Annotated in this window: 23 protein-coding genes and 1 tRNA gene; 10 read left to right on the top strand and 14 right to left on the bottom strand. The window is 70.3% G+C overall.

Going from position 1 to position 25,749, the window contains the following annotated elements:
• Positions 1-228: 228 nt before the first annotated feature.
• The 6 genes from ACTIFV_RS07685 to ACTIFV_RS07660 all read right to left on the bottom strand — a co-directional run bounded on the left by ACTIFV_RS07685 (position 229) and on the right by ACTIFV_RS07660 (position 5,746).
• Positions 229-1,800, bottom strand: a complete 1,572-nt coding sequence (locus ACTIFV_RS07685; RefSeq protein WP_439592183.1) for an FAD-dependent oxidoreductase — start codon at positions 1,798-1,800, stop codon at positions 229-231.
• Positions 1,797-2,648 carry an FAD:protein FMN transferase gene (locus ACTIFV_RS07680; protein ID WP_439592182.1) on the bottom strand — a complete coding sequence of 284 codons (852 nt, stop codon included), beginning with the start codon at positions 2,646-2,648 and terminating at the stop codon, positions 1,797-1,799. The genes ACTIFV_RS07685 and ACTIFV_RS07680 overlap by 4 nt, the downstream gene beginning before the upstream one ends.
• Before the next feature lie 5 nt (positions 2,649-2,653).
• Positions 2,654-3,118 (bottom strand): FMN-binding protein, encoded by a 465-nt coding sequence (locus ACTIFV_RS07675; RefSeq protein WP_439592181.1) that lies wholly within the window; start codon positions 3,116-3,118, stop codon positions 2,654-2,656.
• Between the two features lie 79 nt (positions 3,119-3,197).
• Positions 3,198-4,232 carry a ribose-phosphate diphosphokinase gene (locus ACTIFV_RS07670; protein WP_439592180.1) on the bottom strand — a complete coding sequence of 345 codons (1,035 nt, stop codon included), beginning with the start codon at positions 4,230-4,232 and terminating at the stop codon, positions 3,198-3,200.
• Positions 4,207-5,673 carry a bifunctional UDP-N-acetylglucosamine diphosphorylase/glucosamine-1-phosphate N-acetyltransferase GlmU gene (gene glmU / locus ACTIFV_RS07665; RefSeq protein ID WP_439592179.1) on the bottom strand — a complete coding sequence of 489 codons (1,467 nt, stop codon included), beginning with the start codon at positions 5,671-5,673 and terminating at the stop codon, positions 4,207-4,209. The genes ACTIFV_RS07670 and glmU overlap by 26 nt, the downstream gene beginning before the upstream one ends.
• Position 5,674: 1 nt before the next feature.
• Positions 5,675-5,746 (bottom strand) — tRNA-Gln (locus ACTIFV_RS07660).
• An 80-nt stretch (positions 5,747-5,826) separates the two neighbouring features.
• Here ACTIFV_RS07660 and ACTIFV_RS07655 point away from each other — a divergent pair.
• Positions 5,827-6,324, top strand: coding sequence for a MarR family winged helix-turn-helix transcriptional regulator (locus ACTIFV_RS07655; protein WP_439592178.1), 498 nt, complete (start codon positions 5,827-5,829; stop codon positions 6,322-6,324).
• The gene (locus ACTIFV_RS07650) at positions 6,321-6,824 is read left to right on the top strand and encodes a hypothetical protein (RefSeq protein WP_439592177.1); all 504 of its coding nucleotides are present in this window, start codon (positions 6,321-6,323) and stop codon (positions 6,822-6,824) included. Before ACTIFV_RS07655 ends, ACTIFV_RS07650 begins: the two co-directional genes overlap by 4 nt.
• Before the next feature lie 129 nt (positions 6,825-6,953).
• On the opposite strand, the gene ACTIFV_RS07645 is transcribed toward ACTIFV_RS07650, so the two are convergent.
• The 4 genes from ACTIFV_RS07645 to ACTIFV_RS07630 are packed head-to-tail and all read right to left on the bottom strand — an operon-like array spanning position 6,954 to position 12,140.
• Positions 6,954-8,747, bottom strand: a complete 1,794-nt coding sequence (locus ACTIFV_RS07645; RefSeq protein ID WP_439592176.1) for an ABC-F family ATP-binding cassette domain-containing protein — start codon at positions 8,745-8,747, stop codon at positions 6,954-6,956.
• A gap of 26 nt (positions 8,748-8,773) precedes the next feature.
• Positions 8,774-10,084, bottom strand: coding sequence for a GNAT family N-acetyltransferase (locus ACTIFV_RS07640; RefSeq protein WP_439592175.1), 1,311 nt, complete (start codon positions 10,082-10,084; stop codon positions 8,774-8,776).
• Between the two features lie 59 nt (positions 10,085-10,143).
• Positions 10,144-11,064, bottom strand: coding sequence for a 4-(cytidine 5'-diphospho)-2-C-methyl-D-erythritol kinase (locus tag ACTIFV_RS07635; RefSeq protein WP_439592174.1), 921 nt, complete (start codon positions 11,062-11,064; stop codon positions 10,144-10,146).
• Between the two features lie 8 nt (positions 11,065-11,072).
• The gene (locus tag ACTIFV_RS07630) at positions 11,073-12,140 is read right to left on the bottom strand and encodes an aldo/keto reductase (protein ID WP_439592173.1); all 1,068 of its coding nucleotides are present in this window, start codon (positions 12,138-12,140) and stop codon (positions 11,073-11,075) included.
• Between the two features lie 199 nt (positions 12,141-12,339).
• Between ACTIFV_RS07630 and ACTIFV_RS07625 the strand changes: the two genes are divergently transcribed.
• Positions 12,340-13,926, top strand: coding sequence for a stealth conserved region 3 domain-containing protein (locus tag ACTIFV_RS07625; protein ID WP_439592311.1), 1,587 nt, complete (start codon positions 12,340-12,342; stop codon positions 13,924-13,926).
• On the opposite strand, the gene ACTIFV_RS07620 is transcribed toward ACTIFV_RS07625, so the two are convergent.
• Together ACTIFV_RS07620 and rsmA are read right to left on the bottom strand one after the other, a co-directional pair.
• Entirely contained in the window at positions 13,874-14,791 is a 918-nt protein-coding gene (locus tag ACTIFV_RS07620; RefSeq protein ID WP_439592172.1) for a phosphodiesterase, read from the bottom strand. The genes ACTIFV_RS07625 and ACTIFV_RS07620 overlap by 53 nt on opposite strands.
• Positions 14,792-14,910: 119 nt before the next feature.
• Complete coding sequence (gene rsmA / locus ACTIFV_RS07615) at positions 14,911-15,753, bottom strand: 16S rRNA (adenine(1518)-N(6)/adenine(1519)-N(6))-dimethyltransferase RsmA (protein WP_439592171.1); 843 nt, start codon at positions 15,751-15,753, stop codon at positions 14,911-14,913.
• A 71-nt stretch (positions 15,754-15,824) separates the two neighbouring features.
• On the opposite strand from rsmA, the gene ACTIFV_RS07610 reads away from it, so the two are divergent.
• Genes ACTIFV_RS07610 through ACTIFV_RS07600 form a run of 3 tightly spaced genes read left to right on the top strand, consistent with a single transcriptional unit; the run spans position 15,825 to position 18,763 of the window.
• On the top strand, positions 15,825-17,309 hold the full coding sequence (locus ACTIFV_RS07610) for a sugar porter family MFS transporter (protein WP_439592170.1): 1,485 nt from the start codon (positions 15,825-15,827) through the stop codon (positions 17,307-17,309).
• Positions 17,310-17,318: 9 nt separating this feature from the next.
• Entirely contained in the window at positions 17,319-17,441 is a 123-nt protein-coding gene (locus tag ACTIFV_RS07605) for a hypothetical protein (RefSeq protein ID WP_439592169.1), read from the top strand.
• A 26-nt stretch (positions 17,442-17,467) separates the two neighbouring features.
• On the top strand, positions 17,468-18,763 hold the full coding sequence (locus ACTIFV_RS07600) for an MFS transporter (protein ID WP_439592168.1): 1,296 nt from the start codon (positions 17,468-17,470) through the stop codon (positions 18,761-18,763).
• 38 nt (positions 18,764-18,801) lie between these two features.
• Here the strand turns inward: ACTIFV_RS07600 and ACTIFV_RS07595 are convergent, their stop codons facing one another.
• A complete protein-coding gene (locus ACTIFV_RS07595) occupies positions 18,802-19,686 on the bottom strand; it encodes a TatD family hydrolase (protein WP_439592167.1) in 885 nt (294 codons plus the stop codon).
• A complete protein-coding gene (gene metG, locus ACTIFV_RS07590) occupies positions 19,683-21,251 on the bottom strand; it encodes a methionine--tRNA ligase (RefSeq protein ID WP_439592166.1) in 1,569 nt (522 codons plus the stop codon). The genes ACTIFV_RS07595 and metG overlap by 4 nt, the downstream gene beginning before the upstream one ends.
• Before the next feature lie 175 nt (positions 21,252-21,426).
• Between metG and ACTIFV_RS07585 the strand changes: the two genes are divergently transcribed.
• From ACTIFV_RS07585 to ACTIFV_RS07570, 4 genes are read left to right on the top strand one after another with little or no spacing between them, the layout of a single operon-like run.
• Entirely contained in the window at positions 21,427-22,632 is a 1,206-nt protein-coding gene (locus tag ACTIFV_RS07585; protein WP_439592165.1) for an ROK family protein, read from the top strand.
• Positions 22,629-23,579 (top strand): carbohydrate ABC transporter permease, encoded by a 951-nt coding sequence (locus ACTIFV_RS07580; protein WP_439592164.1) that lies wholly within the window; start codon positions 22,629-22,631, stop codon positions 23,577-23,579. Before ACTIFV_RS07585 ends, ACTIFV_RS07580 begins: the two co-directional genes overlap by 4 nt.
• Positions 23,572-24,435 (top strand): carbohydrate ABC transporter permease, encoded by an 864-nt coding sequence (locus ACTIFV_RS07575; RefSeq protein WP_439592163.1) that lies wholly within the window; start codon positions 23,572-23,574, stop codon positions 24,433-24,435. The genes ACTIFV_RS07580 and ACTIFV_RS07575 overlap by 8 nt, the downstream gene beginning before the upstream one ends.
• A 50-nt stretch (positions 24,436-24,485) precedes the next feature.
• Complete coding sequence (locus tag ACTIFV_RS07570) at positions 24,486-25,736, top strand: ABC transporter substrate-binding protein (protein ID WP_439592162.1); 1,251 nt, start codon at positions 24,486-24,488, stop codon at positions 25,734-25,736.
• Positions 25,737-25,749: the final 13 nt, after the last annotated feature.

Here is a 25,749-nt window from a genome sequence, read left to right as displayed (position 1 = left end):
GCGGCCGCCATGTCCCCTTTCCAGCGCTACGTGTCCCACTTCACATCGGAATGAGCCTCGCATAGCGGCGTGTCGTGGGACACGCCGGAGCAGCAGCCTGACCTCGTGGCACCGGAGCCAGGCATGTCCCAGTTCATGCCGGAATCGACTGCCGGTAGCGGCGTGTCGTGGGACACGCCCCGGAGATGCCCGACCGCAATTGGCCCGCGCGAATAGCGCGGAAAGCGCTCAGTAGCCGCTGAAGGCGTCGGTCGTGATCGACCGCGCGCGCTCCAGCGCCGGCGCGAGGTCGGCGATGAGGCCGGGCGGGCCCGAGATGTAGGCGTGGCGGGCCGAGAGGTCGGGCACGACGCGCAGCAGGCCGTCGGCGTCGAGTCGGACGCCCTGCGCCCAGACCCAGTGCCGCGGCAGATCGGCGGGCCGATCGCGCGTGAACACGATCGTCGGCACACCGGTCGCCTCGAGTTCTGCGCGATACACGAGCTCGGACGACTCGGATGCGACGTACACGAGCACGATGTCGCGGTCCTCGCGCGCCGCCTGCGCCTGCCGCAGCTGCGACACGAACGGCGTGACGCCGATCCCCGCGGCGACCATGAGCAGCGGAGCGGCCGTGCGCTTGGGCAGCACGAAGTCTCCCCAGACACCCGTCACCGGCAGTCCTGCGCCGGGTTCGACCAGCGCGAGGGCGCGCTTGAACGAGCTCTGCGGCTTCGCCCCGGGCCCGGATGCCTCGCGGAACGCGACCTTCACGAGCGGAAGATCCTCGGGCGCCGACGAGATGCTGAACTCTCGCCGCGTGCCCCGCGCGTCGGGGTGGCGGTGCGGCACCTCGATCTCGAGATACTGCCCCGGAACGAACTTCAGCGGCCGCCGTGCCCGGAAAGTGAGCTCGCGCACGGTCGGCGTCAGGTCGGTGCGCGACTCGAGCGTCAGGCGCACCGCCGAACGGACGGCGAAGGCGAACGCGACGAGGTTGCCGATGATGAGCGCGCGCTCCTGGCCGAGACTGATGGCGCCGAGGTCGATGGGCCATCCGGCGAGCACGCCGACGACGCCCGCGACGGTGAACTGCTGCCAGCGGCGCGGCGGGAGCGTGAGCGGCTCGGACAGCATGAACGCACCGAGGAAGAGGAAGGGCGACGACCACAGGATCGGCCAGAAGACGTCGCCGATCGGGACGGAGACTCCTGCGGCCTGGTACTGCGCGGTCGTGCGCAGGACGGCGACCGCGACCGCTGCGACGAGGAACACCGCCACGACACGGAGCTTCTCGGTGCGCCAGAGGACGGCGATGCCGAGCAGGATGACGGGTCCGGCCATCGCCGGCGTGCCGACCCACCAGGACGGCGCGCCGAGAGCGGGCGCCGCGAGACTCACCAGCGTGAGGACGGTCGCGCCGACGGCGGCGGGGTTGAGGATGTGTCGTCCCTGCCATGCGATGACGTACTTCGAGAGGGAGGCCACGGCGCCCGCGAGCGCGATGCCCGCGATCCCGGCGAGGTCGAGCGTCGGGCGCAGCACGAACAGCAGGATGTGCGCCGTGATGAGCGACGACTCGATGCGCCAGGGCAGTTTCAGGACGCGCTGGGCCGCGGCATCCACTCCCGAGCACACGATCGACAGGACGACGAGCGTCACGACCAGCTCGAGGGGGCCGGGCGCGACGAGCCCGAAGAACGAGAGCACCAGCGCGATGACGGCCAGCGTGCCGAGCGAGAGCAGCACGAGACGGTACATCGAGACGCGGCCGAGCACCGCGAACACGCGGTTCCACAGGGCGGTGAGGGATCCGATCACGTGAACAACTCTGCCTTACTCCCGGGCGACCACTCGACGCGACCGTCTGTCGTCATGCGCACCCATGAGACTCCCCAGTCGTGCGCGAGGCACTCTCCGCCGTCGAAGAAGAGCGCCGTCGCGATCGCGTCGGCGCGCATCGCGGTGGGCGCCACGGCCCACGTCGCCGCGATCGTGCGCACCGGCTCCCCCGTGCGCGCATCGAGCACGTGGTGGAGGCCATCGCCCCACGCGCGCCGATTCGTCGCCGAGGCGCACAGCGCGGCATCCCGGATCTCCCACACGCCGATCGCGCGACGCGGATCGAAGGGGTGCTCCAGCCCGATCCGCTGGGTCCCGCCGCGCACGGCGAGGTCACCGCTCGCATCGACCACGACGTCGTCGCTCCCGACGGCATCGAGCACGAGGTCGACGAGGCGTCCCTTGCCGAGCGCGCCGACGTCGATGACCGATGGATGCCGCAGCCGCAGCCGTTCGTCGTCCCACGCGAGCAGCGACCGCCAGTCCGGCGACGGCTCGGCTCCGCGATCGACGAGCGAGAGCCCCGCGTCGTAGCCCCGGCGCGCGAGCGCCCAGCCGATGAGCGGATTGACGGCGCCATCTGTGGCCGCGGACAGCTCGGCGTAGGCCTCGAGCATCGGGGCCGCGTCGGCCGGTGCCGCGACCTCGCCGCCGTCACGGGCCAGCTGCGAGACGAGCGAGTCCGGCCGGAAGCGCGACCACTCCGCGTCGAAGTGCTCGATGACGGCCTCGACGGCGCGCCGCGCGATCACATCGAGCGGCTCGGGCGTCTCGATCTGCCACGGCACCCCGATCGCGTCGAAGCGCCAGACGGCGGGACCCGCCATCGTGATCAGGCGGCCGCTTCGGACTTGATCGTCTCGATCGCCTGGTTGAAGCCGCCGCTCGTGAGCGACGAGCCCGCCACACGGCTCACCGAGATGTCGTCGATGGACTTGCCGACCACCTCGTCCGAGATGCCGCCGATGAACTTCGCCTGATACTGCTCCGACTCGGCCTTCTGCGGGTCGCCCTCGACGTCGACCGCCGTCACGACGCCGTCGGCGAGCGTGACGGTGACCGAGATCGTCTCGACCGACTCAGGAGTCTGGTACGTGCCGTCGGCGGTATACGTGCCGTCGGTGTAGGTCGTGGTGGACGAGCCGGAATCGGTGCCGGTGTCCGTCCCGGCATCCGTCCCCGAACCCGTCGTGGCCGGTGACGTGCAGCCAGCGAGTGCGATCGCGCCGGCGAAGCCGACGGCCGCGACCGTGCCGAAACGGACGGCGGTGCGGGATGCTGCGGTGGTGCGGATCATGATGGTCCTCCTTCTGCGAGCGTCCCACCATCCTCACGGACGACTCTATGAACGACCTTTGAAGCAGTGACGAGCCGGCTCAGGCATCCCCGCCGAACATGCTCGTCACCGAGCCGTCCTCGAACACCTCGCGGATCGCGCGCGCGAGCAGCGGCGCGATCGGAAGGATCGTGAGCGTCGAGAAGCGCTTCTCCTCGGGGACCGGGATCGTGTCGGTGACGACGACCTCGTCGATCGCATCGCTCTGCAGGCGCGTCGCGGCGGGATCGCTGAAGATCGCGTGGGTCGCCGCGACGATGACGCGCTCGGCGCCGTTGGCCTTGAGCGCCTCGGCCGCCTTCACGATCGTGCCGCCGGTGTCGATCATGTCGTCGACGAGCAGGCACACGCGTCCGTCCACGTGTCCGACGATCTCGTTGACGGTCACCTGGTTGGCGACGTTCGGGTCGCGGCGCTTGTGGATGATGGCGAGCGGCGCATCGAGGCTGTCGGACCACTGGTCGGCGACGCGCACACGACCCGTGTCGGGCGAGACCACCGTGAGCTTCTCGCGGTCGGCCGCGCTCAGGTTGTCGCGGAAGTACTCCAGCAGCACGGGCTTGGCGAACAGGTGGTCGACGGGTCCGTCGAAGAACCCCTGGATCTGCGCCGCGTGCAGGTCGACGCTCATGACGCGGTCGGCGCCCGCGGTCTTGAGCAGATCGGCCACCAGGCGTGCGCTGATCGGCTCGCGGCCGCGGCCTTTCTTGTCCTGACGCGAGTAGGGGTAGTAGGGAGCGACGACGGTGATGCGCTTCGCCGACGCGCGCTTGGCCGCGTCGAGCATGATGAGCGTCTCCATGAGCCATTCGTTGACGGGCGGACCGAAGCTCTGGATCAGGAAGAAGTCGCACCCGCGGATCGACACCTCGAACCGCGTGAGGATCTCTCCCGACGCGAACGTGCGGTACTCGGTCGGCACGAGCTCGGTGCCCAGGTGCCCGGCGACTTCGATCGCGAGCTCCGGGTGCGAGCTGCCGCGAGCGACGACGAGGCGCTTCTTGGTCTTGGCGACGAGCCCGGGTGCGATGTCGTGTTCGCGATCGAGTTCAATCGTCTTGTTCTTGCGACCCATCGTCCGCCTTCGTTGCGGACCGGGCCTTGGCCGCGGCATCCGCAGCACCCGTGCCCGGTCGGTTGGTCTCGACCCACCCCTCGACGTTGCGCTGAGGGGCCACGCTCAGGGCCAGGGCACCTGCGGGGACGTCCTTTCGGACGACTGCCCCCGCCCCGGTCTTCGCTCCGTCTCCGATCCTAACGGGCGCGACGAACACGTTGTGCGACCCCGTGTGCACCTCGTCGCCGATCTCGGTGCGGTGCTTGGCGATGTCGTCGTAGTTGGCCGTGATGGCGCCGGCTCCGATGTTGACGTGGGCGCCGATCGTGGTGTCGCCGATGTACGACAGGTGCGGGACCTTGCTGCCCTCGCCGATCGTGGAGTTCTTCGTCTCGACGAACGTGCCGATCTTGCCCCCGGCCGCGAGATAGGTGCCGGGCCGCAGGTACGAGAACGGTCCGACGGATGCTCCGGCGCCGATGACGGCGAGGGTGCCGTCGGTGCGCTTGACCGAGGCATCCGGTCCCACCTCGCAGTCGACGAGGGTCGTGTCGGGACCGATGACGGCGCCGGACTCGACGACCGTCGCACGCAGCAGCTGCGTGTTCGGGAGGATGGTGACGTCGGGCGCGAGCGTGGCCGTCACATCGATCCACGTCGTCGCGGGGTCGACGATCGTGACACCTTCGAGCTGCCAGCGGCGCACCGTGCGGGCGTTCAGCAGACGCCCGGCCTCGGACAGCTGGACGCGGTCGTTGACGCCGAGCGCGGCCGCGGCATCCGGAGCCGCCGACGCCGCGACGGACTCGCTCGCGCTCCGCAGCAGTCCGACGACGTCGGTGAGGTACTTCTCGCCCTGCGCGTTCGCCGTGCCGACGAGCGCTATCTGGGTGCGGAGGGCCGGCGCGCGGAAGACGTAGACGCCCGCGTTGATCTCGGTGACGGCCGCCTCGTCGGGGGTGGCGTCCTTCTGCTCGACGATCCGCAGCACCGCGCCCGAGGCATCCCGGATCACGCGTCCGTACCCGTGCGCGTCGTCGACGACGGCGCTCAGCACGGTCGCGGCGGCCGCCGACGCACGGTGCGCGGCGATGAGCGCACCGAGCGTCTCGGCCTCGAGGAGGGGCACGTCGCCGCTCAGCACGAGCACGTCGCCCTCGAAGCCGGGCAGCGCGGCGAGCGCGATCTCCACCGCACGACCCGTGCCGGGGATCTCGTCCTGGTCGACGACGACCGCTGCGGGCTCCTGGTCGACGACCGCGGCCGCGACCCGGTCGCGCTCGTGCCGCACCACGACGACGACCGACTCCGGCGCGAGTGCGCGGGCCGTCGCGAGGACGTGACCGACGAGCGGGCGACCCCCGATGGGGTGCAGGACCTTCGGCATCGTGGACTTCATGCGCGTGCCCTGCCCGGCGGCGAGGACGACGACGGCGAGGGGGGTGTTTGTGTGGGACATGCTCCGCCGCCAGGATTCGAACCTGGGCCTCACAGCTCCAAAGGCTGTCGTGCTGCCGTTACACCACGGCGGACCGGCCGCGTGCGCGACCCCGTCAAGTCTGCCAGACGGGGTATCGCACGCCGATCCGCCCCGACCGGCAGAATGGCAGACATGCCGCACGAGTCCGACGAAGTCGACAGGATCGTCGAGGCGTGGACCCGCCAGCGGCCAGACCTCGACTTCTCCCCCCTCGAGGTGCTCTCGCGGGTCGATCGGCTGTCGCGGCATCTGGACCGCGCGCGCAAGGACGCCTTCCGCCGCAGCGACCTCGAATCCTGGGAGTGGGACGTCCTGTCGGCGCTGCGCCGCGCGGGCGAGCCCTTCCAGCTGAGCCCCAAGCAGCTCCTCCAGCAGACGCTCGTCTCGAGCGGCACCATGACCAACCGCATCGACCGACTCGTCGCGCGGCGTCTCGTGCGGCGCGAGGCCGATCCGGGCGACGGTCGCAGCGTGCTCGTGACGCTGACGGAGGATGGCCAGTTGAGGGTGGATGCCGCGATCACCCGCCTCGTGGACGCCGAGGCCGTGCTGCTCGGCGCTGTGTCGCGCGGCGATCGCGAGCGCCTCGCCGGCCTGCTGCGCAAGCTGAGCCTGGGGTTCGACGCGTGACCGAGCCGGCACCGGAGAAGACCCGTTGGGGTGCGTGGCTGGACGCGCGTTTCCGCAGCCCCGCGGCGATCTACGGACTCATCGTGTTCGCCGCGTTCGTCACGATCTCGTCCGACCACGCCGACGACGCATGGGAGATGCTCAACACCGCCGCCTGGACCCTGATCGTCTTCTTCATCGCCCACGTCTTCGCGCACACGCTGACCGATCACGGGGAGCGGGGGCTTCGAGCATCCATCGCCCACTCCGTCTCGCACGCCGCGGGCATGCTGTGGGCCGCGCTGCCGGCCACGATCGCGCTGATCGTCTGCGGGATCAACGGCCTCAGCGCCGACGACGCCTACGAGGCGACCATGTGGGTCACCTGGGTCGTGCTGGCCGTCCTCGGGTACGTCGCGTACTGGCGTCGCGGCGCGCACATCGTGATCCGACTGCTCGGCGCAGCGGGAACGGCGGCACTCGGCATCGCGATCGTCCTGCTCGAGTACGCCGTGCACTGATGCGCCTCGGCGATCGCCGACCGTGCGCGCGCGAGCCAAGGAGACAATGCCGAGGTAAGGAGGATCGCGGCGTCCGGCTCCTTGTCTCGCGGCATTCCCCTTACGTCACGGCACTCGAAGCGCTGAACCTCAGCCGATCTGCTCGGTGAGGGCGAACCAGCGCTCCTCGACGTCGTCGCGCTCCGTCTCGAGCGTGCCGATCCGCGCCATCTCGACGCCGATGCCCGCGTAGTCGGACTGATCGTGGTCGGCGAGCGCCGCCTTCGCGCCGGCGATCTGCTTCTCGAGCTTCTCGAGCCGGCGCTCGAGCGCCGCGAGCTCCTTCTGCGCCGCGCGGAGGTCGGCTCCCGACAGACCCGGTGCAGAGACGGGGGCGGATGCCGCGACCGCTGTCGCGGGGGCGTCCCGCTCCCTCGTCCGCAGGCGGAGGTACTCGTCCACGCCTCCCGGAAGGTGCCGCAGGTGGCCGCCGAGGATCGCGTACTGCTGATCCGTCACGCGCTCGATGAAGTAGCGATCGTGCGAGACGACGAGCAGCGTGCCCGGCCACGTGTCGAGGAGGTCCTCCATCGCGGCGAGCATGTCGGTGTCGAGGTCGTTGGTCGGCTCGTCGAGGATCAGCACGTTCGGCTGCTCGAGCAGGATCATGAGCAGCTGCAGCCGACGCTTCTGACCACCGGAGAGGTCCTTCACGGGTGTCGACAGCTGCGCGCTCGAGAACCCCATGCGCTCGAGCAGCTGTCCCGGCGTGAGCTCTGCCGCCTTCGACCCGGTACCGAAGGTGTAGGTCGTGCGCAGACCCGCGATCACGACCCGCACCGGATCGTCGAGGTGATCTTCGAGCTCGTCGAGCCGCTGCGTGAGGGTGGCGACCTGCACGGTCTTGCCGCGCTTGACGCGGCCCGTCGTGGGTTCCACGGTGCCCGAGACGAGCCCCAGGAGCGTCGACTTGCCGGCGCCGTTGACGCCGAGGATGCCGGTGCGCTCGCCGGGCGCGATGCGCCACTCGACGTCCTTCAGCACGGCGCGGTCGCCGTACGCCACGGAGGCGTCGAGCAGATCGACGACATCCTTGCCGAGGCGTGTCACGGCGAGCGACTGCAGCTCGGTCTTGTCGCGGATCTCGGGAACGTCGGCGATCAGCTCGTTGGCCGCATCGATGCGGAACTTCGGCTTGGACGTGCGGGCCGGCGCACCCCGCCGCAGCCACGCGAGCTCCTTGCGCGCGAGGTTCTGCCGGCGCGCCTCGATCGACGCCGCCTGCCGATCGCGCTCGACGCGCTGCAGGATGTAGGCCGCGTATCCGCCTTCGAAGGGCTCGACGATCTGGTCGTGCACCTCCCACGTCGTGTTGCACACCTCGTCCAGGAACCACCGGTCGTGGGTGACCACGAGCAGACCGCCCTGGCTCGCGGGCCAGCGCCGCTTGAGGTGCTCGGCGAGCCACGCGATCGCCTCGACGTCGAGGTGGTTGGTCGGCTCATCGAGGAACACGACGTCCCAATCGTCGATGAGCAGGTGCGCGAGCGCGACGCGACGTCGCTGCCCGCCGCTGAGCCCCGCGAGAGGGGCGTCCCACGGGATGTCGGACAGCAGGCCGGCGATGACGTCGCGCACGCGGGCCGACCCGGCCCACTCGTGCTCGGGCAGGTCGCCGACGACGGCCTCGGCCACCGTCCCGACGTCGCCGATCGTGTCGGCCTGGTCGAGCACCCCGACGCGGACGCCGCCCCTGACCGTCACGCGCCCGCTGTCGGGCTCCAGGCGACCCGCGAGCATCGCGAGCAGGGAGGACTTGCCGTCGCCGTTGCGGCCGACGACGCCGATGCGATCACCCTCGTCGATGCCGAGGGAGACGCCGTCGAAGACGACGCGCGTGGGGAACTCGAGATGCAGGGCTTCCGCCCCGAGAAGATGCGCCATGTCTCCTCAAGGCTAGGCGACCCGGGTCAGTACCAGATGCTCAGGCGCGGCGGCACGTGCCAGCTGAAGACGCGGGATGCCGCGGCGACATCGCTCGACGACACGCGGCCCGCGGCGGCGAGAGTCGCGAGCGAGACTCCGCCGAGGTACACCGCCGACAGCTCCTCGATGCCGAGTGCCACCTCGACGGCATCGGCGGGCGCCGCACCGTCGAGAGCGGCGACAGAGCCGTGGCCCGCGGCATCCACCGTCAGCAGCCATCGCCCTCGCGCGAAACCGAGCGGATCGGTCACGTCGAGGGCGAGGACGCCCGAGGCACCGTAGCGGCGGGCCTCGAGCGCGACCGGCACATCGAGGATGCGCACGTACTGGTGATCGGTCACCGTCACCGTCGCCGCGCGCTGGTCCGCGATCATCCACAGGAGCGGCTCGGCGACCGACAGCAGTTCCGCATGCACCTCGGCGATGAGGTCGAGTTCGAGGAAGAAGCGCCAGAGCGCGGCGTAGGCGTCGTCGGTCACGGCCGCGAGGTAGCCGATCGAGACCGTCGACTTCGTGAAGTCGTCGTGGTTCTCGCGCACGGTGTACACCGCCACCCCGCGCACTTCGCCGGTCGCGTCGGCGTACCTCACGGCACGCTTGGCGCCCGCGTGCTCCGCGCCGGGCCGCAGACCCGTGAAGCCGTCCCACCATGCCGGATCGAGACCGATCTCGCCCGCGGCGCTCCCGCGCACGCCGGGGTGCAGCTGCGCCAGCAGTTCGCGCGCCGTCTCGCGCGTGACGAAGTCGAGCCGGCCCTCGGGCCGCGGGCCGATCCAGGCGGCCCGTTTGGTCTCGATCTTCCACGTCGCCGCGGCGGCCGCCGGTGCGAAGCCGTACCGTCCGTAGAGCGTCGACTCGCTCACCGTCAGCATCGCGACGGGCACCCCGGCGGAGGACGCGGCCCGCAGCTCGCCCTCGAGCATGGCCCGCGCCACCCCGCGACGCCGATGGGTCGGCGCCACCGTGACGGCCGAGATCGCGCACGAGGGGATGCTCGACCCGCCCGGTACCGTCAGCTCGGCGACCCACGAAGCGATCGACGCGACGGGCGAGTCCGCCATCGGGCCGGAGGCGTCGTAGACCCCCGTCGTGCGCCGATAGCCGCTGCGCTCCTGAGCAGCCGCGATCTGCTCGTCGGTGCTCTCGGGATCGAGGAAGCCGCGCGCGACCACCTGCAGCCACCGCGGATAGTCCTCGGATGCGACGTCGACGAGTCGGTAGTCGAGCCCGCCGTCGGCGAGGCGCGACCGCGAGGTCTCGTCGACGGGGATGGTGCGGAAGTCGTCGGAGCTCATGACGAGAGCCTAGGGAAGCGGGCGGACACCGTCATCCGGGCGCACGGCGCACGACGCCTTCACGACGAGAGGATGCGGGCGCCCGCGACCGGGCCGTGCACGTGCAGCGCCTCGTACCCCTCGGCGGACAGCGTCACCTGCAGATCGAGTGCCGACTCGGGATCCGCGGCGAGGAACGCGATCGTCGGACCCGAGCCGGAGACGATGCCCGCGAGCGCCGACGGCCGCGCATCCCCGCGCTCGAGCAGGTCGCGCAGGTCGGGGCGCAGCGACAGCGCGGCGGCCTGCAGATCGTTGCGCAGCGCCTCGGCGAGACTCACGGGGTCGCCCGCGCGCAGCGCGTGCAGCACCCCGGGGTCGACATCGGGCACGCGGACGGCGGGCCGGATGTCGGGATGCGCGCGCAGCTCGTCGAGGTGCGCGTACACCTCGGGTGTCGAGAGCCCCTCGTCGGACGGCACGACGACCCAGTCGAAGCGCCCCTTGGCCAGAGCGGGGCTCAGCTGATCACCGCGGCCGGTGCCGATCGCCGTGCCGCCGAGGAGCGAGAACGGCACGTCGGCGCCGAGGCGCGCCGCGAGCCGATGCAGCTCCGCCGGCCCGAGGTCGGTGCCCCACAGCGCGTCGCACGCGACGAGTGCGGCCGCGGCATCCGCCGATCCCCCGCCCATCCCCCCGGCGACCGGGACGTGCTTGACGATGTCGAGGTGCACTCCCCCGCCGAAGCCCGCCTTCTTCGCGACGAGACGGGCGGCGCGCAGCGCGAGGTTGCGATCGTCGGCGGGCACCCCCGACACGTCGACGGTGCCGGACACGGCGATCGTGAACTCGTCGGACGGCGTCGCCCAGACGTCCTCGTAGAGCGATACGGCCTGATAGGCCGACGCGACGTCGTGGTACCCGTCGTCCTGGACCCCGCCGACCTCGAAGAAGAGGTTCAGCTTTCCAGGCGCGCGCACGTGCACGCGGTCGACGGACACCGAGCGACTCACAGCTGCGTCGACTCCGCCCAGAGGTCGACGTCGACGCCGTCGGACAGGGCGTCGATCCGCTCGAGCTCCTCGGTCGTGAAGGCGGGGCCGTCGAGCGCGGCGATGTTCTCGTCGATCTGCTCGGTGCGCGACGCGCCGATCAGCGCCGAGGTGACCACGGGGTCGCGCAGCACCCACTGGATCGCCAGCTGGGCGAGCGACTGACCGCGCTCCTTCGCGATGACATCCAGGCCCCGGAGCGTGGCCAGACCCTTCGCGGACAGGGCCTCCTGCGGCAGCGACGAGCGCTTCTGGGCGCGATCGGCGGTGCCGTCGCCGAGGTACTTGTCGGTGAGGAGTCCCTGCGCGAGCGGAGTGAACGCGATCGCGCCGAGGCCCTCCTGCCTCAGGACGCCCGTCAGGCCGTCCTCGACCCAGCGATTGAGGATCGAGTAGGCGGGCTGATGGATGACGAGCGGCGTGCCCAGGCTGCGCGCGACGGCCGCGGCCTCGGCGGTGCGTTCGGCCGAGTACGACGAGATGCCGACGTAGAGCGCCTTGCCCTGGCGCACGAGCGTGTCGAGTGCGCCGATCGTCTCCTCCACCGGCGTCACGGGGTCGAACCGGTGCGAGTAGAAGATGTCGACGTAGTCCAGGCCCATGCGCGTGAGCGACTGCTCGGCGCTCGAGAGCAGGTACTTGCGCGAGCCGAACTCGCCGTACGGACCCGGCCACATGTCCCAGCCGGCCTTCGACGAGATGACGAGCTCGTCGCGGTACGGGCGGAAGTCCTCGGCGAAGATGCGGCCGAAGTTCTTCTCGGCCGAGCCGTAGGGCGGGCCGTAGTTGTTCGCGAGGTCGAAGTGCGTGATGCCCTTGTCGAACGCGTGGCGCAGCAGGGCCCGCTGGCTGTCGATCGGGAAGTTGTCGCCGAAGTTCCACCACAGGCCGAGCGAGAGGGGCGGCAGATAGAGGCCGGATGCCCCGACCTGGCGGTACTCCGCGACGCGGTAGCGGTCGTCGGCGGCGACGTACGGGCGGTGGGTGTCGGGCATGTCGGTGCGGAACCGCGGCGCTTCGGTCATGCGTCCAACGCTATCGCGCAGGCCGGGTGCGCGCAGGGCGGAGTCCACGTGGAGACTGCACGCGACGAGACCGTTGTCAAGAGACGGGCCACGAAACGTCCGGGAAACGATCGTCGCCTATGGTGACGAGACCGGGTCCCCCGCCGGCCGAGCCATCGCCCGCGCCACGAGGCATCCGCAGAGGAGGAACATGACGTCGATCGCCGCGCTCTCCGCGCTCCCCCCGCAGGGTCCCGACTGGACGGACCTCCTGCTGCGCGCGGACACCGTGCTCGACGACGGCGTCATCCATCTCGTCCACGACACCGTCACGCCCGACGAGGCGCGCACGGCGGATCTGCTCCTCGTGGCGGATGCGCTCGAGAGCGCCGGCGTGGGGATCTCCCTCGTGCGCCACAGCCGCGGCATCCACGCCCTCGCGATCGACGTCGCCCAGCGTCGCCTCGCGATGGCCGCGCTCGCGGCGCTCGGCTCGCACGAGCCGGTCTACATCAAGGCGAAGCGCCGGGTACCCGTGCCTGCGCCCGAAGCCGTCGACCCCGGCGCGGACCCCAGCACGCTGCGTGTCTACCGCCCCCGCATCAGCCGCCGCGGAACCCTCCGCTACGGGGCGTCCCTGGGCGCCCGGGTGGAGTTCTGGCGCTTCGACGAGCGCCTCGTCGAAGCACCCTCCGACAACGCGCTCACGCGCCGCCGCATCGCGACCGAAGACCTCGAGTGGACGACCGTCGAGCGCTTCGGTCGCTCGTGGCGGACGATCGACGGCATGTTCGCACCGCAGCCGCACGAGTTCACCGAGGACGTCGACATCGTGTTCTCGTGGGTCGACGGCTCGTCGAGCGAGTTCCAGCGTCAGCGCGCGGCCCAGCTCGAGCAGTACGTCGTGGGGGAAGGGGATGCCGGCCCCGCCCGCTATCGGCACGTCGACGAGCTGCGCTACGCCCTGCGCAGCGTGCACCAGCACGCGCCGTGGGTGCGGCGCATCTTCATCGCGACCGACTCTCCCGCGCCCGCGTGGCTGCTCGACCACCCGAAGGTCACGATCGTGCGCAGCGAGGACTTCTTCGCCGACCCGTCGACCCTCCCGACCCACAACTCGCACGCCGTCGAGGCGCAGCTGCACCGCATCCCCGGGCTCGCCGAGCACTTCCTCTACTCGAACGACGACATGTTCTTCGGCCGTGCCGTCGAGCCCGAGCTCTTCTTCACGCCGTCGGGCATCACGAAGTTCGTCGAGTGCGACGTGCGCATCGGGATCGGGGCGCCCGACGTCTCGCGCAGCGGCCACGACAACGGCCTCCGCGTGAACCGGGAGCTCCTGCGCGAGCGGTTCGGGCGCACGATCGCGCGCGATCTCGAGCACTGCGCGACCCCGCTGCGCCGCAGCGTGCTGGCCGAGCTCGAGCAGACCTTCCCCGACGACTTCGCGCGGACCGCGGCATCCCGCTTCCGCTCGTCGTCGGACATCTCGGTGACCAACAGCCTCTACCACTACTACGCCCTCATGACGGGCCGTGCGGTCGCGACGAAGGAGCCCCGCACGCGCTACGTGCAGACGACGATGACCTCGGGGCTGCGGCGCATGGCGCGAATCGCCGCGCGGCCCGACGTCGACATGTTCTGCCTGAACGACGGCGGCGAGACCGAAGTGCCCGAGGCCGTGCGCGTGCAGACGCTGCGGGCGACGCTGGAGCGGATGTTCCCGATCGCGGCGCCGTGGGAGCGCGTCGAGCTCAGCGCAGCAGAGGAATCGGCTCGGTCGGCGCATCCCGCCGGTCGGCGCTGAGGGGCACGACCCCGGCCTCGGCGAGGCGGCGGCGTGCCTCGTCAGCATCGATGTACTCGAGCGTGCGCGGCACGTCGATCGGCACGACCGAGTGCACGACCGTGTCGTCGTAGAGGTGGATGAGGTTGTAGGACTGCGCGCCGTCCTGCGGTCGCGTGCCGCCGACGGGGACGGTGAGGTCCTGCGCGTAGCAGGTCGACGAGGCGACCGAGACCGGGATGCCGGCGAACGTCGCGAACGTCGAGTAGTGCAGGTGCCCCGCGATGATCGCCCGCACGTCGGTGCCGCGGAGCACGCGCGCGAGGCGCTGCTGGTCGCGCAGCTCGACCGACGCCGCGAGCGGCAGCACGCTCGGCACGGGCGGGTGGTGCATCGCGAGGATCGTTCCGAGGGGCGCCGGAGTCGACAGGATGCCGGCGAGCCACGCGAGCTGGGCGTCCGAGACCTCGCCGTGGTGCGCGCCGGGGACGCTCGAGTCGAGCGTCACGATGCGCAGGCCGTCCAGCTCGTCGACGCGGTCGATCGGGGCGAGCTCGGGAGCCTCGTCGAGCAGCTGAGCGCGGAACGACCCGCGGTCGTCGTGGTTGCCCATGACCCACAGGATGCGTGCGCCCAGCTCGGCCGCGAAGGGCTCCACGAGCGCTCGCAGATCGCGATAGGCGTCGGCCTCTCCGAGGTCGGCCAGATCGCCCGTGAGGATGATCGCGTCGGGGCGGATCCCGCTCGCCGCGATGACGTCGAGGGTCCGGCCGAGGCGGTCGGTGCCGTCGACCAGATCGAAGAGCCGGGATCCGCGCGCACGCAGGTGCGTGTCGCTCAGGTGGAGCAGGATCTGCTCAGGAGCCGGATACTCCGCCGTGCGCATGATGTGCCTCGTTCTCGGAATGCGAAGGCCCCCGGAGGTGGCGAGGCTCGCCGAAATGTTACCGGCATGTTTCGTGCGAACCTGGGACGACGCGGTGAACGCGGAGAGAACAGCGTGGGTCAGAGCTGGTGCGCGATGCGTGCGAAGTCGTCGATCGAGAGCTCCTCGCCGCGCGCCGTCGGGGCGACGCCGGCGCGTTCGAGCACGGACGAGGCCTCGGCGGAAGACCCGCCGAGCACCGCCGACAGCGCCTGACGGAGCATCTTGCGACGCTGCTGGAACGCGGCGTCCACGATCCGGAACGTCGCGAGGCGCTCCGACTCGGTGCCGCGCGGCGACGTGTCGCGCTCGAAGGCGACGAGGACGCTGTCGACATTCGGCACGGGCCAGAACACCTGGCGCGACACGGTGCCGGCGAGCCGCCACGACCCGTACCACGCGGCCTTCGCGCTCGGAGCGCCGTACGTCTTCGAGCCCGGCGGGGCGGCGAGGCGCTCTCCGACCTCGGCCTGCACCATGACGACGCCGCGCTGGAGGCTCGGGAACGTCTCCATGAAGTGCAGCAGCACGGGCACGCTGACGTTGTAGGGCAGGTTCGCGACGAGCACCTCGGGATCGCCGGGCAGCTCCGTGATGCGGAGGGCATCGGCATCCACCACCGTCAGCGCGCCGTCCCGGACGCCGTGCGCCGCCGCGGTCGACGGCAGACGCTCGGCGAGGCGGTGGTCGATCTCGACGGCGGTCACGGATGCCCCGGCCTCGAGGATCGCGAGGGTGAGCGATCCGAGTCCCGGCCCCACCTCGACGACCCGATCGCCCGACACGACCCGCGCGACGTGCACGATCTTGCGCACCGTGTTGGCGTCGACGACGAAGTTCTGCCCGAGCTTCTTGGTCGGAGTGACATCGAGCTCTGCGGCCAGCGCGCGGATCTCCGCGGCGCCGAGGAGGGTCACGGGCATGCGTACACCCTATCGAGCGTCCTCCGAAAGGCCCCTCCCCCTCGCGCGCGCGGAGCGATAGCGTGACGAGCATGAGCACCCCAGACTCGATCCCCACGGGCTCCTTCAGCCTCAAGAGTCCGTACGGCAAGCGAGCGATCGGCCTCGCCGTCGCGGCCGCCGTCGGCGGATTCCTCTTCGGCTTCGACTCGTCCGTCATCAACGGAGCCGTCGACTCCATCGACCAGAACTTCGAGCTCGGCAGCGTCCTGACGGGCTTCGTCGTCGCCGTCGCCCTGCTGGGCTGCGCCGTCGGCGCGGTGCTGGCCGGCAACCTCTCGGATCGATGGGGCCGCCTGAAGGTCATGATGCTCGGCTCGGGGCTCTTCCTCGTGAGCTCGATCGGCGCGGGTCTCACCTTCAGCGTGCCGGACCTCATCCTGTGGCGCGTCCTGGGCGGCCTCGGCATCGGCATCGCCTCGGTCGTCGCTCCCGCCTACATCGCCGAGATCGCGCCGCGGCAGATCCGCGGCGGCCTCGCCTCCCTCCAGCAGCTCGCCATCACGCTCGGCATCTTCGTCGCACTGCTGAGCGACGCCCTGCTCGCGTGGGGCGCGGGCGGCGCGTCGCAGGACCTGTGGCTCGGACTCGAGGCGTGGAGATGGATGTTCCTCGTCGGTGTCATCCCCGCCGCGGTCTACGGCATCCTCGCGTTCACGATGCCGGAATCGCCGCGCTATCTCATCGCGAAGGGGCGCGTCGACGAGGCGAAGGTGATCTTCGCGACGCTCGTGCCGCCCGCCGACCTCGACAAGACGGTGAACGAGCTCGTCCACACGATCGACGAGGACCGCAAGAACGCCGGCGTCTCGCTCAAGGGGCCGGTGTTCGGCCTGCAGGGCATCGTGTGGGTCGGCATCATCCTGTCGGTGTTCCAGCAGTTCGTGGGCATCAACGTGATCTTCTACTACTCGACGAGCCTGTGGCAGTCGGTCGGATTCCCCGAGTCCGCATCCCTCGGGATCAGCGTCGTGACGTCCATCACGAACGTGCTCGTCACCCTGGTCGCGATCTTCCTCGTCGACCGCGTCGGACGTAAGCCGATCCTCCTGACGGGGTCGGTGATCATGACCCTGTCGCTCGCCGCGATGGCGGTGTGCTTCATGTTCTCGACGACCGACGCCGAGGGGGCGGTCTCGCTCCCCGCGCCGTGGGGACCCATCGCGCTCGTCGCGGCCAACCTCTTCGTCATCGGCTTCGGCGCCTCGTGGGGTCCCCTCGTGTGGGTGCTGCTGGGCGAGATCTTCCCGAGCCGCATCCGCGGCAAGGCGCTCGGCGTCGCGGCCGGTGCGCAGTGGCTCGCGAACTTCCTCATCACCGTGTCGTTCCCCGCGATGTCGGCCTGGTCGCTCCCGCTCACCTACGGCATGTACGCCGCGTTCGCGGCGCTGTCGTTCATCTACGTCGCGTGGAAGATCCCCGAGACGAAGGGCATGGACATCGAGCAGACCGAGACGCTCTTCACGAAGCGCAACGCCTACAGGGATCGGGATGCCGCGCAGCGGGCGGGCTCCTAGGATCGGGCCATGACGAACAACTCGAAGTCGCACGAGAAGATCCGCGAAGAGCGCGAAGACGCTCAGAAGGAGAAGGACCGCCTGGCGGCCGCCGAAGAGCGTCGCCTGGACGACGAGGACCGCGCGGAGTAGTCCCACCCCCGTCCTAGGATGACGGGATGCCCTCTCTCGGCGAACTGATCGCACCACGCCGCCTCGGGAGGGACTTCCGGTGGCTGCTCGCGTCGTCGTGGACGAGCAATCTCGGTGACGGGATCGCCCTGTCGGCCGCCCCGCTGCTGATCGCGTCGCTGACGTCGTCGCCGCTGCTCGTGGCATCCGGCGCCATGATGCAGTTCCTGCCGTGGCTGCTGTTCGGCCTGCTCGCGGGGTCCGTCGCCGACCATCACGACCGGCGCCGCCTCGTCATGATCGCGAACGGATCGCGAGCCGTCGTCGTGACGGCGCTCGTGGTGTTCCTCGTGACGGGGCACGTGACGGTCTGGATCGTGCTCGCGGCGGCGTTCCTCTACGGCACGGCCGAGGTGTTCGCCGACTCGGCCGGTGCGACGCTCCTGCCGATGCTCGTGCGGCCCGTCGACCTGGGCATCGGCAATGCGCGGCTGCAGGCGGGGTTCCTCGTCGGCAATCAGCTCGCCGGTCCGCCGCTCGGAGCCTTCCTCTTCGCCGTCGGCTCGTTCTGGCCCTTCCTCGTGCAGATCCTGTGCGTGAGCCTCGCCGTCATCCTCATCTCGCGCATCGCGCGCACGCCGGTGCCCGCGCAGGAGCCGCGCCACGAGGGCGTGAGAGCGCGTCCCATCCGCGAAGGTCTGCACTGGCTGCGGCACAACGCGCCCGTGCGCACGCTCGTCATCATCATCCTGGTCTTCAACGTCACGTGGGCGGCGCCGTGGGGCATCCTCGTCCTCTACGCCACAGAGCATCTGCACATGGGCGCCGTCGGCTACGGGCTGCTGACGACGGCGTCGGCCCTCGGCGGACTCGTGTCGACGGGATGCTTCGGCTGGCTCGAACGGCACGTGTCGTTCGCGACGCTGATGCGCGTGTGCCTGTCCCTCGAGGTGCTCATGCACCTCGGATTCGCCCTGACGACGTCCCCCGTCGTCGCGCTGGTCATCATGTTCGGCTTCGGCGCGTACGCGTTCATCTGGGGCACGATCTCGACGACCGTGCGACAGCGCCTCGTGCCGCTGCACCTCCAGGGCCGCATCGCCTCGGTCAACATGGTCGGCGTCTTCGGGGGTCTCGTGATCGGCCAGCTCCTCGGGGGCCTCATCGCGCAGACGTGGGGCCTCACGGCGCCGTGGTGGTTCGCGTTCGGGGGGTCCGCGATCACCCTCCTGCTCGTGTGGCGCTCGATCTCGCACATCGCCGCGGCCAAGCCCGTCATCGCCGACGACGAGACCGAGGCCGGCGGCGAGCCGGGCGATGGGGGCGCGCCGCTGCGGGACTGACGGTCAGCCGACCTCGCCGCCGCAGGGGCGGGCGCTCGTCACTCGAACGACCCGTAGACCTCGAGCGTGTTGGCGGCGAGCTGGGCGCAGAACTCGTCGACGTCGACGCCGAGCTCCTCGGCCATGAACCGGACCGTGACGGGGATCAGGTACGGCGCATTCGGGCGACCGCGGTGCGGCGTCGGCGTGAGGAACGGCGCATCCGTCTCGACGAGGATCCGCTCGCGCGGTGTCACGGCGAGCGCATCGCGGAGGTTCTGGGCGTTCTTGAACGTCACGTTGCCCGCGAAGGAGAGGTGGTACCCGCGGTCGGCGGCGATCCGCGCCATCGCCTCGTCGCCCGAGAAGCAGTGGAACACCGTACGCTCGGGGGCGCCGACCCGTTCGAGCGTCTCGAGCACGGCGTCGTGCGCGTCGCGGTCGTGGATCTGCATCGCGATGCCGTGCTTCTTCGCGAGCGCGATGTGCGCCTCGAAGCTCTCGAACTGCGCCGGGAGCCCGGCCTCGTCGGTGCGGAAGAAGTCGAGCCCCGTCTCGCCGATCGCCCGCACGCGCGGCTGGGCCGCGAGCTCGTCGACGACGGCGATCGCCTCGTCGAGCCGCCCGGCATCCTTGTACGCCGGCGCTTCGTTCGGATGGATCGCGACCGCCGCGAGCACGCAGGGGTGGGTGGACGCCGCCCACGCCGACCAGCGGCTCGACTCGATGTCGCCCCCCGCCTGCACGACCCCGATCACGCCGACGTCTCCAGCGCGCTGGAGCTGGTCGTCGAGCGACAGCCCCATCTCGCCGTCCTCGATCTCGAGGTGCGCGTGGTTGTCGTACACCGGCACGGCGAGCGGCTCGGGTGCCGCGGGCCAGCGCACGTCGCCGCGGCCTTCCTGCGACCGCGACCGCACGTACTGCGAGGGGTCGTCGTTCATACGCTCTGTTCGACACGCGGGAAGAGCGGCGCCAGGCCGTTGACCGACGAGCCGGGCGCGAGCACGCCCCACTCCCCTGCCTCACGGATCGGCTGATCGACGAGTCGGCCGGTCGCGCCCAGGGCGACCCAGAGCTTCTCGGTCGCGACGGGCATCACGGGCGAGAGCAGCACGGCGAGCGCGCGCAGCCCTTCAGCGGCCGTGTAGAGCACGGTGCCCAGGCGCGCGCGCTGGGCGTCGTCCTTCGCGAGCGCCCACGGCTCGTTCTCGGTGATGTAGAGGTTCAGGTCGTCGACGATCGTCCAGATCGACGAGATCGCCTCGTCGATGCGGAAGCGCTCGATCGCCGCGTCGGCGACGGATGCGGCATCCCGAACGATCTTCTGCACCCGCAGGTCGCGCTCGGAGTACTCCACCGGCGGCGGCACGACGCCCTCGAAGTACCGCTCGATCATCGCGGTCGTGCGCGATGCGAGGTTGCCGAAGCCGTTGGCGAGCTCCGCCTGGTAGCGGGCCGAGAGGTCCTCCCACGAGAACGAGCCATCCTGCCCGAACGCGATGGCCGAGAGGAAGTAGAAGCGATAGGCGTCGGATCCGAAGACATCGGTGATCTCGGTCGGCGCGATGCCCGTGAGCTTCGACTTCGACATCTTCTCGCCGCCGACGAGGAGCCAGCCGTGCGCGAAGACGCCGCGCGGCACCTCGAGACCGGCGGCCATCAGCATCGCCGGCCAGATCACGGCGTGGAACCGCAGGATGTCCTTGCCGACGACATGGAACGCCGGCCAGCGGCGCGCGAACTCGTCCGCGTCGGCGCCGTAGCCGACGGCCGTCGCATAGTTCAGGAGCGCGTCGACCCACACGTAGATGACGTGGCTCTCGTCCCACGGCACCGTGATGCCCCAGTCGAACGCCGAGCGCGAGATCGAGAGGTCTTTCAGGCCGTTCCTGACGAACGACACGACCTCGTTGCGCGCCGACTCGGGGCGGATGAAGTCGGGCACGCTCGAGTAGAGCTCGAGCAGCTTGTCCTGGAACTCCGAGAGCTTGAAGAAGTAGTTCTTCTCCTGCAGCAGCTCGAGCGGCTTCGAGTGGATCGCGCAGACCTTGAGCCCCTCGAACGCCCCCGTGCCGTCGACGATCTCGGACTCGGGCTTGAACTCCTCGCAGCCGACGCAGTAGAGCGCCTCGTACTCGCCCGCGTAGATGTAGCCGCGGTCGAAGATCGCCTGGACGAACTGCTTCACACGCTCCTCGTGACGCGGCTGCGTCGTGCGGATGAAGTCGTCGTTCGCCACGTCGAGCGTCTCGAGCAGGGGGAACCACGCCTCGGTGACGAGCTTGTCGACCCACTCCTGCGGCGTCACGCCGTTCGCCGAGGCCGCGCGCAGCATCTTCTGCCCGTGCTCGTCGGTGCCCGTCAGCATCCAGGTGTCGTCGCCAGCCTGGCGGTGCCAGCGCGCCAGGGTGTCGACCGCCACGGTCGTGTACCCGTGGCCGATGTGGGGCACGTCGCTCGGATAGTAGATCGGCGTCGTGATGTAGAAGCTGCGGCCGTGTGTCACTCGTGAATTCTAGTTCGGGTGGATGCCGCGCCCGGCCGTGTGACGAGGGCCGCGCGATCGGCACCTCGGGAGCATCGCTTCGTCACATTCCGCGTCGGCGGGTCAGCGACCCGACTGTTGACATCGCTCCGAGCTTAGTTCTAATGTTTATTTAGTCCTGAACTAAGGGGAATCAATGGCGCTCACCCCGTCCGCTCGCACCGACGTCAACCGCTCGGCGATCCTGGCGCGCCTCGGCGCGACAGGCCCCGCGTCGCGCGCCGAACTCGCCCGCACTCTCGGTGTGTCGCCGGCCCTCATGACACAGCTCACACGCGATCTCATCGCCGACGGTCTCGTCGTCGAGGTCGAGCACGCACCGTCCAGCGGAGGGCGGCCCGCTCAGCTCCTCGGCCTCGCCGAGACGGCCGGTCACGCCATCGGCGTCAAGGTCGTCGCCGGCCACGTCGCGCTGGTGGAGATGGCGATCGACGGTCGGGTCGTGCGATCCGCATCCGAGCCCTTCGATGCCTCGGCATCCACTTTCCTCGCCGAGCTCGTCGGCCGCGTGCGGCACTTCGTGGCGGGCGGGGCCGGCGAACGGCTGCTGGGGGTCGGGGTCGGAGTGCCCGGCACCGTCGACTCCCCCGGCAGCGGCGTCGTCGACGCCATGACCCTGGGCTGGCAGCAGGTGGCGGTCGGCGAGACGCTGCGCCGGGCCCTCGCGCTCCCGGTGATCGTCGAGAACAACGTCAACGCGCTCGCGACCGCCGAGCGCCTGTACGGGCTCGGGCGCAGCAGCGAGGACTTCCTGGTCGTGACGATCGGAACGGGAATCGGGGCCGGCATCGTCATGGACGGCTCGATCGTGCGCGCGGCGGGCGGCGCCGGCGAGATCGGGCACATCCCGGTGACGGATGACGGGCCGGTGTGCCTGTGCGGGAACGCCGGATGCCTCGAAGCGCTCATCGGCGAGGCGGCGCTCGTCCGCAGCGCGCGCGAGCAGGGCATCCTGTCCGCCGGCGGGGGGATCGACGCGCTGCGCGCCGCGGCCGACGCGGGCGACGAGCGCGCCGTGGCCGTCTTCAGCGCCGCCGGGCACGTCCTCGGACGCACGCTCGCCGGCGTCGTGCACATCCTCGACCCCTCGCTCGTCATCGTCGCAGGCGAGGGGACGCTGGACTGGCGGCACTGGTCCTTCGGCTTCGAACCGGCCTTCCGCGCACACCTCATGGCCCATCGGCGGGGCATCCCGGTCGAGGTCGAGCAGTGGCGCGACGACGCGTGGGCGCAGGGCGCCGCGGCCCTCGTGCTGGCCACGCCGTTCGACGCGGGCGACGGCGCCGGCGACCAGGGGCGACTCATCCGCGAGCGGATGACCGGTCGATCGGGACGCCCATGACACAGCTCGCCGCGCCGCTCGTCGGCGCCTCCGCCGGAGCGCGGGTCCCCGAACCCCCGCGCCGCGCACGCCGATCCAGCCGCGTGCGCTACGCACTGGTGGTCGCGGCATTCCTGCTGCCGAGCGCCATCCCGATCGCGGTCTTCGTCCTGCTGCCGATGATCCAGGCCGCGTGGATCAGCATGACCGAGTGGAATCTGCTCACGCCGCCGGAGTGGGTGGGCCTGAGCAACTACGCGACGCTCCTCACCGACCCCGAGACGGGCGAGATCTTCCTGCACACGGTGTACTACATCGTCGGCTACCTGCCCCTCGTCTACGTCGGGGGACTCGGCATCGCGCTGGCCCTCAACACCGCGCTGAAGGGTCGATCGCTCCTGCGCGGCGTCTACTTCCTGCCGGTCGTGACGAGCTGGATCGTCGTCGCCCTCGTCTGGCGCTGGCTGCTGAACCCCTCGAACGGCGTCGTCAACACCGCGCTCTCGTGGTTCGGCATCGACGGCCCGGGGTGGTGGACGGATCCGGCCTGGGCGATGCCCTCGATCATCCTGGCGTCCGCGTGGAAGGACCTCGGCTTCGTCATGGTGATCCTGCTCGCCGGCCTGCAGGCCATCCCGCAGGAGCTCATCGACGCCGCGAAGGTCGACGGCGCGGGGTGGTGGCGCAGGCTTCGCTCCGTCACGCTTCCGCTGCTGTCGCCGTCGACGTTCTTCGTCGTCGTCATCTCGCTCATCAACGGCTTCCAGGTCTTCGACCAGGTGTACGCGATGACGGGCGGAGGCCCGGGCGGGGCGACGACCGTGGTCGTGCAGCAGATCTACGACCTCACGTTCCGCTACGGCAGAGCCGGCGAGGCGTCCGCGCTGTCGTGGCTGCTGTTCCTCGTGATCCTCGCGGTGACCCTGGTGCAGGTGCGCGGGCAGAGGAGGTGGGTGAACTATGGCTGAGACGGTCACCGCCGGCATCGGCGCCTCCCGGCCCGTCCCGACGGCCGCGCGCGCCCGCAGCATCCTGCTGCACGTCGTCATCGTCGTCGGCGCCCTCGCGATGTTCTTCCCGTTCTACTGGACGGTCGTGACCTCGCTCACCCCCGGCACGGGACTGACGGCGGCGCCCGCGCTGTGGCCCGCCGAGCCCAGCATCGCCGCGTACCTCCAGCTCTTCTCGGAGCTGCCCTTCGCGCGCGTCGTCGGCAACAGCATGCTGCTGGCCGCCGTGACCACGATCGCGCAGCTGTTCACCAGCGCGACGGCCGCGTACGTCTTCAGCCGGCTGCCGTTCCGCGGACGCTCCGCCGTGTTCGCGGTGTACCTCGCGACGATGATGATCCCGCTCCAGGTGCTGGTCGTGCCGCTCTTCGCACAGCTGAAGTCGTTCGGACTCATCGACACGTACCTCGGTGCGCTCCTGCCCACCCTCGCTTCGGCGTTCGGGATCTTCCTGCTCCGCCAGGCGATGAACCAGGTGCCGCCCGAGCTCGACGAGGCTGCCACGCTCGACGGGGCCGGCCACTTCCGGATCTTCTGGCACGTCATGCTGCCGAACATCCGCCCCGCACTCGCGACGCTCACCGTCTTCGCCTTCATGGGCAGCTGGAACAGCTTCCTCTGGCCGCTCATCGTCCTGCGCTCCCCCGAGCTGCAGACGCTGCCCGTCACCCTGGCCGGACTGCAGGGTCAGTACACGACCCAGTGGGACATCGTCATGGCGGGCTCGGTCGTCAGCATCCTGCCGATGCTCGCGATCTACATCTTCGCCCAGAAGTACGTCATCCAGGGCGTCGCCAGCACCGGGCTCAAGTGATCCCGGCTCCACCCGCAACACCTCGCATCGAATCGAAGGAGATACCCACCATGCGACACACAGCACTGTCCGCCGCCGCCCTCACCGGGGCCGCGATCCTCGTCCTCGCCGGCTGCTCCGCCGGCGAAGGAGGAGGAAGCGGAGGCGACGAGAAGGTCACCATCACGTACTCCAACTTCATCTCCAACGGCGGCAATGAGGAGAACCTCCAGAAGATCGTCGCGGCGTTCGAGGAGGAGAACCCCGACATCACGGTGGATGTCACGACCCTCCCCTACGGCGACTACGGCACGGCGCTCCAGACCGATCTCGCCGCCGGCACCGCGGCCGACGTGTTCGATCTCGAGTACGCGCAGTACGCGCAGTTCCAGTCGTCGGGCGTGCTGGCGCCGCTCGAGCTGAGCGACCCGGCGGTCTACCGCCCGTCGGTGCTCGAGGCCTACCAGACCGACGGTGTGAACTACGCCGCGCCGACGTCGTTCTCAACGGTCGTGCTCTACTACAACAAGCGCCTGTTCGACGAGGCGGGCCTCGACTACCCGACCGACGACTGGCGGTGGAGCGACGTGCAGGACGCGGGCGAGGCCCTGACGGACACCGCCGCGGGCGTGTGGGGTGTGCACCAGCCGGTGAGCTTCTACGAGTTCTACAAGGTGCTGGCCCAGAACGGCGGCGAGTTCCTCGACGACAGCGGCACCAAGGTCGCCTTCAACAGCCCCGAAGGCCTCGAAGCGGCATCCTGGCTCGTCGACAAGAGCGGCACGATCATGCCGACGATCGAGGACGGTCAGGGCACGCCCGACTTCGACACCAACCTCTTCAAGGACGGCAAGCTCGGCATGATGTACTCCGGCATCTGGGTGTTCGGGGCACTGGCCGACATGGCCGACGAGTGGGACATCGCCGTCGACCCGTGGAACACGGATCAGGCCAGCGCCCTGTTCTCCAACGCGGTGGGGGTGAACGCCGACTCCGACAAGATCGCCGCCGCCACCAAGTGGGTCGAATTCCTCACCTCGAGCGACGTCATGGTGCAGACGCGCCTCGACGCCGGATGGGAGCTCCCGCCGATCGCGGACGACGCCGAGCTCGGCGCCTACCTCGACAAGGGCGATCCCGCCAACCGCCAGGCGGTCTTCGACTCGCTCGACGGCGTGGCGCTGCCTCCCGTGGTCGAGAAGGGCCAGCAGGAGATGCAGGACATCATGACCGAGGAGCTCGTCGAGGCGCAGGCCGGCCGCAAGACCGTCGAGCAGGCACTCACGGATGCCGAGAGCCGCATCAACGCGGCCATCGGCTGATGTGCCGGGGCCG

Source organism: Microbacterium sp., from assembly GCF_051860965.1.
GTDB lineage: Bacteria > Actinomycetota > Actinomycetes > Actinomycetales > Microbacteriaceae > Microbacterium.
Note: the sequence above shows the minus strand (reverse complement) of the source record. Positions and strands in the feature narration are given on the sequence as shown.